Here is a 6,403-nt window from a genome sequence, read left to right on the forward strand (position 1 = left end):
TCCATGATTATTATTTCTTAAAATGAATGAGAGAATCTTCTCTTAACTCTAAGATAGATGCATATTCCTTGCGCCAGTCTCCCAGCACAATTCTAGTCATTCCCTCTTCTTTATGAATATTTTCTCTATGGGTATGTCCGTGAATTAGCAAATCCACATTAAACTCCTGCATTTTTTGTATAGTGAATGTTTTATTTACATCCATGATTTTTACTGATTTTTTTTGTTTATCTTGATTACTTTTAGAGCGGATTTTTTCAGCAATTTTTATTCGAAGTTTTAATGGTAAACATAGAAATGTTCGTTGTAGCCACTTATTATTAACTTTGTTACGAAATTTCTGATAGGCAGTGTCATCAATACAAAGGCTATCACCATGACATAGTAAGATATTTTTTCCGTAAAGATTGATGAGCTTGTATTCTGGTAATAATTCAACTCCCGTTTCTTTTGAAAAACGCTCTCCAATAAGAAAATCGCGATTTCCATGTTGGAAATAACATTGCACTCCTTTATCATGCAAGGATTTTAGTAGGTTCTTTATTTTTATAATTAGTGGGGACTGTTCATCATCACCAACCCAGAAATCGAATAAATCACCTAATATATAAACTTGTTCAGTTTCTGGTTCGATGTTTTGTATAAAGCTTATAAAAAGTGCGGTTAATTCAGGTTTTGTTTCACTTAAATGCAAATCAGAAATAAAATAAGAATGTTTCATAAATATTCCATTAATCTCTTCTAGATAGACGTAAACTATAACTTAATTTGTTATAATTTGAAAAATATAACTATATTTTAGTTTATTAACTATAGATGTGAATTAAAAAATTAAATAGGATCAAGATATGTTAAAACTGCTTAGAATTTTTATTGTTACAGTTTGTTGTATTCTGATTTGTGTATTGGGTACAGTTTATTCATTTATTAGGTTTAAAAATCCGAGTAATGTAGGGATTATGGCTCGTTGGTTTGGGCGCTTACATCCGTTGTTTGGTTTGAAAGTAGAATATCGTTTTCCAAATTCTATCAATAAATTAAGTCCAGCTATTTATATTGGCAATCATCAAAATAATTATGATATGGTGACGATATCTTATATGGTTCGTCCGAGAACTGTGAGTGTTGGTAAGAAAAGTTTAATTTGGATTCCTTTTTTTGGGATCCTATATTGGATTACAGGTAATATATTTTTAGATCGTGAGAATCGGACTAAAGCTCATAGTACTATGGCGCAACTTGCTCACCGGATTAATGAAGACAATTTGTCTATTTGGATGTTTCCAGAGGGTACTCGTAGTCGAGGCCGTGGGTTATTGCCTTTTAAGACAGGGGCGTTTCATGCAGCAATTTCTGCGGGGGTACCAATTATTCCAGTTGTTTGTTCAACAACACACAATAAAATTAATTTAAATCGTTGGAATAATGGAATAGTGATTTGTGAAATGTTAGATCCTATTGATGTTTCAGGTTACAACAAAGATAATGTGCGTGATCTTGCTACTTATTGTCATGATTTGATGGAGAAACGCATTGCTGAACTAGATATGGAAATTGCGAAAAGGAATTAAAATGCAAACTTTCTCTCGTCGTCAATTATTAAAAAATACTACTATTTCAGCTGCACTTTTTAGTTTACCAATGCCATTATGGGCTGCTGTACGTGATAAATTAATTGTTCCACCTTTGATAGAAGTTCGTCGAGGACGTCCAATAGTGCTTACTATGCAGGAAGTTAATTATGAATTAGATGGAAAGCATAATGTAACAGCATGGGGATTCAATGGCAATTATTTGGGGCCAACGATAAAAATCAAATCAACTAATTTTGCCAAACTAAATTACCATAATAATTTGCCGCAATCGATAGCTTTGTCCATTCAAGGGTTGCAGGCTTCAGGGGAGCTTTTTGGAGGTGCTGCTCGGGTATTAAAAAAAGACGAGACTTGGGCTCCGATAGTACCGATTGAGCAAGCTGCGGCAACGTGTTGGTACCGTTCTTCTATATTAGCGAATTCGGCTTATCAAACATACCGAGGGCTTGTAGGAATGTGGTTAGTTGAAGATGAGCAAAGTATTCAGGCGAATATTCCTCATAAATATGGTGTAGATGATATCCCTTTGATTTTACAGGATATGTCATTTAATAGTAATGGCCTTCAACTTTTTAAGCAAAATCAACCAAATTTTGTTGGAAATCGTTTATTAGTTAACGGTATAGAAGCACCCTATTTAAATGTTGTTCGTGGTTGGGTTCGTTTACGATTATTAAATGCATCTTTAGCGCGAGCTTATGATTTACGTCTAGATAATGAGCAGAGTATGCTATTGATTGCTAAGGATCTGGGGTTTTTACCTAAGGCAAAAAGTATTCAGTCTGTGATTCTTGCTCCAGGAGAACGAGTTGAAGTACTTATTAATATGAGTGAGGTTGATTCTGTTTCATTGATTGATGGTAAAAAACGAGACGTGTTAGATAAGATAAAAAATATTTTTAGCAGTGGTGATGATTTACTGGATAATACAGTTATTGAGTTACGAGCACAAGGTGAAGCTACAGTTTTTAGCAAGACATTAAATCTTACTTTTGATACAGATGCACCAGAAATGTTAGTTCAACCTATAGCGCAAATTCGTGAGTTCAATATTGATGTGACGAATGGGCTAATTAATCAAAGACGTTTTGATCCTAGAAGAATTGATGTAGTGGTTCGAAAAGGTACGGTAGAGCGTTGGATTTTAAATGCTAATTTACCTGTGGGGTTTACTATTCAGGGGGCAAAATTTGTCGTAGAAAGTCAGGATGATCATATTTATCAAGCGGATGAGTTAGCCTGGAAAGATACTGTTTGGGTAAAAGGAAAAACACATATATTAGTTCGGTTTGATCAGGTTTCTTCAAATAATTACCCATTTTTATTTGGTGTATCGAATTTAATGTTAGCTGATATGGGATGTATTGGTGTTATGGTTGTTCAGTAAGTGAAATGAAAGTGCGGTAGATTTTTGTGCGATTTTTTGTATAATCAGTACCTCTATTAAGAGGGGTATAATGATGAAAAAAGCTTTAATTATTGCTGCATTATCAGCAAGTCTAAGTGCTCAGGTGGCTCTTTCTGAAACACCAAATGCTCAAGAACAACAATCTCGTCTTTATTTAGGTGTTTATGATGTATCAAGTAAACTGCCAGTTTTATTGGATAAATTAGAAATTTCACGTTCTTCTAAAAAACAACAATTATGCTGGCGAATAAATGGCTCATTTGGAAAGAAAGTTCAAGCCACAGAGATTTTTACATCTCCAGCTAAAGCAAATTTTTATATTTCATCAGATATAGGAATGGTAACTTCATCTGAAGATAAAAAAACACATACAATAACGAGTCAGCGCGATTCCTTAAACGATGGGAAATTAGTAATAAATTGTTGGAGTTTTGATCAAAAAGATCCTCGAGGTAAATATACTATCTTTATTAAGTTAGGAGAGATGGAATATGGTCCTTTAACATTTACGGTTGTGAAATAATTAGATGATAACCCAGGTTTTACTGGGTTTTTTTATTATTGTGAATATATCGTATTTGATAAATTACTTGTTTTAGTGACGACCGATGTAATCAAAAATGAACAAAAATAATATGTTTGCGTATCTTGTTCCTAAAAGTTCGGTTATTTTTGAAGAAGAAATTAAGAAAAGCCGTTTTATCACTTATTTACAGAGGACTACAGGGATCGCTGAAGCTAAAGCTTTTTTGGAAGAGATTAAACGAGAGCATAGAGCAGCGCGCCATCATTGTTGGGCTGCGGTAATGGGAAATCCAGTAGATTCTTTACAATGTGCTTTTTCTGATGACGGCGAACCATCAGGTTCGGCGGGTAAACCAATGCTTAGTGTTCTTCAAGGTAGTAATATTGGTGAAATTAGCGCTATAGTGGTACGTTATTATGGTGGAATTTTGTTAGGTACAGGAGGATTAGTTAGAGCCTATAGTAATGGAGTACAGCAAGCATTGAAATTATTAGAAACAGAAATAAGAGTAGAACGTTCCCTTTTTGGTTTAGATTGTCATTATAGTCAATTGAGTCTAGTACAGTTACTTTGTGATAAGTATGAAGTAGAAATATTAGCTCAAAATTTTCAGTCCCAAGTATTTTTAACATTGGGTATTAGTAAACAAACGGTTGAATCTTTTGTTAGAGAATTGAGAGATAAATCAATGGGAAAACTAGTGATTAAATCAATTGAATAGGCGAATAACTGTGCATATTTTATCTATAATACGAATTATTGGTATCCTGATTATCTGTTTTTCCGGAACGATGCTTATTCCGGCATTCATTGCATTGATTTATGGTGATGGAGGCGGAAAAGCTTTCATACAGGCATTTACTTTTAGCTTGACTGTTGGCGTACTGCTCTGGTGGCCTTGCCATCACTACAAACAAGAATTGCGTTCTCGTGATGGTTTTTTAATTGTTGTCGCATTTTGGTTTGTTCTAGGTGGTTTAGCGACGTTACCATTTTTATTATTTGATGTACTAAATTTAACAGTTGCTTCAGCAGCATTTGAAGCCTTTTCTGGATTAACGACAACTGGTGCAACAGTGATGAGAGGATTGGATAACCTTCCAAAAGCGATGTTATTTTATCGTCAATTTTTGCAATGGCTTGGTGGAATGGGAATTATTGTACTCGCAATAGCTATCATTCCATTATTAGGTGTGGGGGGGATGCAACTTTATAGAGCTGAAATGTCGGGGCCAATGAAAGAACAAAAAATTAGACCAAGGATTACTGAAACAGCAAAAGTTCTTTGGGTGATTTATATTTCTTTAACTGTTTTTTGTGCATTAGCATATTGGTTGGCTGGGATGGGAGTTTTTGATGCTATAACTCATAGCTTTTCTACTGTTTCAATCGGTGGCTTTTCAACTCATGATGCGAGTATCGGCTATTTCAATAGTCCATTAGTTAATTTGATCACCGTATTATTTTTACTGATTTCCGCCTGTAATTTTGGATTACACTTTCGTGCGTTTTCGACCATTGGCCATGAGAATTTTTTTAAGATTTATCTACGTGACCCTGAATTTCGTTTTTTTATAAGTATCCAGACTATACTAGTAATAATCTGTACATTAGTGATGTGGAGTCATAATTATTTTACTTCATCATGGAAAGATTTTGAGCAAGTATTGTTCCAGACGGTATCTATTTCAACGACAACGGGCTATACAACTTCTGATTTCACTGTTTGGCCTTCTTTTGTACCTGTTCTTTTAATATTGGCTTCATTTATGGGCGGTTGTGCTGGTTCTGTCGGTGGTGGTTTACGTGTTGCGCGTATACTTGTACTGTATTTACAAGGGAAACGAGAACTTAAACGTGTTGTTCACCCTAATTTAGTTTATCCCATCAAGTGGGGAAGAAATGTGTTAGATGAAAGAGTGATTGGTAGTATTTGGGCATTCTTTTCAGCTTATCTTCTAGTGTTTATTATCTGTTTACTTGGTGTCGTTGCTTGTGGTGTTGACCCTTTTAATGCCTTTAATGCCGTATTGGCAACCCTAAATAATTTAGGACCTGCACTAGGGGAAGTAAATAGTAATATGGTGAGTATACCCGATAGTGCTAAGTGGATTTTAATTATCGCAATGGTATGTGGGCGACTTGAAATTTTTACTCTTCTCGCTTTATTTACACCTACTTTTTGGAAAAACTAATGAAAACGTTAATATTATATTCAAGCCATGATGGACAGACGAAAAAAATTGCTGATTTTTTATCTAGATATATTGATGGAGAGGTTTATGTAGATGCATTAATGGAAAATTATACGATTGAGTCTTTTGATCGTGTAATAGTTGGTGCATCTATACGATATGGGCACTTTAATAAAGCGCTTTATCGCTTTGTTGAAAGCAATCGTTATCAACTTGAACAAAAAAGTGCGGTTTTTTTTGGGGTTAATTTAACTGCTCGTAAAGAAGGCAAAGATAATCCAGAAAGTAATACTTATGTACGTAAATTTTTACAACGTACAGAATGGAAACCTAAATTAGCCGCAGTATTTGCAGGTGCACTCTTTTATCCACGATACAGATGGATTGATCGTGTTATGATTCAGATTATTATGAAAATTACTGGTGGCGAGACAGATCCTAAGAAAGAGATCGAATATACAAATTGGGATAAAGTGAAGAAATTCGCTAATCAAATTAATGAAATGGGCGTTTAGCTTTGGAGAAAAATTTATATAAATTGATTGAGGTTTAATCAAAAGATCATTTTTTTAAATATTTTTACAAAAAAGTACTTGCAAGGGTTTTGAAAATCTCTATAATGCACCGCACACAACGACGCACTGTCGTGAAGTCTTTAAGTTTCCAAGTGCGTCGTTGT

At 34.5% G+C, this 6,403-nt stretch carries 7 protein-coding genes; 6 read left to right on the forward strand and 1 reads right to left on the reverse strand.

What is annotated here, in order from left to right; translation table 11 throughout:
• Positions 1–10: 10 nt before the first annotated feature.
• Entirely contained in the window at positions 11–721 is a 711-nt protein-coding gene (gene lpxH / locus LIX50_RS07995; protein ID WP_048952552.1) for a UDP-2,3-diacylglucosamine diphosphatase, read from the reverse strand.
• A gap of 127 nt (positions 722–848) precedes the next feature.
• On the opposite strand from lpxH, the gene LIX50_RS08000 reads away from it, so the two are divergent.
• The 6 genes from LIX50_RS08000 to hemG all read left to right on the forward strand — a co-directional run bounded on the left by LIX50_RS08000 (position 849) and on the right by hemG (position 6,239).
• Entirely contained in the window at positions 849–1,571 is a 723-nt protein-coding gene (locus LIX50_RS08000) for a 1-acylglycerol-3-phosphate O-acyltransferase (RefSeq protein ID WP_048952553.1), read from the forward strand.
• Position 1,572: 1 nt separating this feature from the next.
• On the forward strand, positions 1,573–2,982 hold the full coding sequence (locus LIX50_RS08005; RefSeq protein ID WP_048952554.1) for a multicopper oxidase domain-containing protein: 1,410 nt from the start codon (positions 1,573–1,575) through the stop codon (positions 2,980–2,982).
• A gap of 70 nt (positions 2,983–3,052) precedes the next feature.
• Positions 3,053–3,526: a hypothetical protein gene (locus tag LIX50_RS08010; RefSeq protein WP_226385931.1), complete on the forward strand. Its 474-nt coding sequence runs from the start codon at positions 3,053–3,055 to the stop codon at positions 3,524–3,526.
• A gap of 112 nt (positions 3,527–3,638) precedes the next feature.
• The gene (locus tag LIX50_RS08015; protein ID WP_048952556.1) at positions 3,639–4,250 is read left to right on the forward strand and encodes a YigZ family protein; all 612 of its coding nucleotides are present in this window, start codon (positions 3,639–3,641) and stop codon (positions 4,248–4,250) included.
• Between the two features lie 10 nt (positions 4,251–4,260).
• Positions 4,261–5,724, forward strand: coding sequence for a TrkH family potassium uptake protein (locus LIX50_RS08020; RefSeq protein WP_048952557.1), 1,464 nt, complete (start codon positions 4,261–4,263; stop codon positions 5,722–5,724).
• Entirely contained in the window at positions 5,724–6,239 is a 516-nt protein-coding gene (hemG, locus tag LIX50_RS08025) for a menaquinone-dependent protoporphyrinogen IX dehydrogenase (protein WP_048952558.1), read from the forward strand. Before LIX50_RS08020 ends, hemG begins: the two co-directional genes overlap by 1 nt.
• Positions 6,240–6,403: the final 164 nt, after the last annotated feature.

The organism is Haemophilus sp. Marseille-P9675 (assembly GCF_916862695.1).
GTDB classification, from domain to species: domain Bacteria; phylum Pseudomonadota; class Gammaproteobacteria; order Enterobacterales; family Pasteurellaceae; genus Haemophilus; species Haemophilus haemolyticus_K.

What these genes read in the sequence shown, in the direction of transcription:
- lpxH (WP_048952552.1), bottom strand. Translation starts at nt 721, where the DNA reads ATGAAACATTCTTATTTTATTTCTGATTTGCATTTAAGTGAAACAAAA.
- LIX50_RS08000 (WP_048952553.1), top strand. Translation starts at nt 849, where the DNA reads ATGTTAAAACTGCTTAGAATTTTTATTGTTACAGTTTGTTGTATTCTG.
- LIX50_RS08005 (WP_048952554.1), top strand. Translation starts at nt 1,573, where the DNA reads ATGCAAACTTTCTCTCGTCGTCAATTATTAAAAAATACTACTATTTCA.
- LIX50_RS08010 (WP_226385931.1), top strand. Translation starts at nt 3,053, where the DNA reads ATGATGAAAAAAGCTTTAATTATTGCTGCATTATCAGCAAGTCTAAGT.
- LIX50_RS08015 (WP_048952556.1), top strand. Translation starts at nt 3,639, where the DNA reads ATGTTTGCGTATCTTGTTCCTAAAAGTTCGGTTATTTTTGAAGAAGAA.
- hemG (WP_048952558.1), top strand. Translation starts at nt 5,724, where the DNA reads ATGAAAACGTTAATATTATATTCAAGCCATGATGGACAGACGAAAAAA.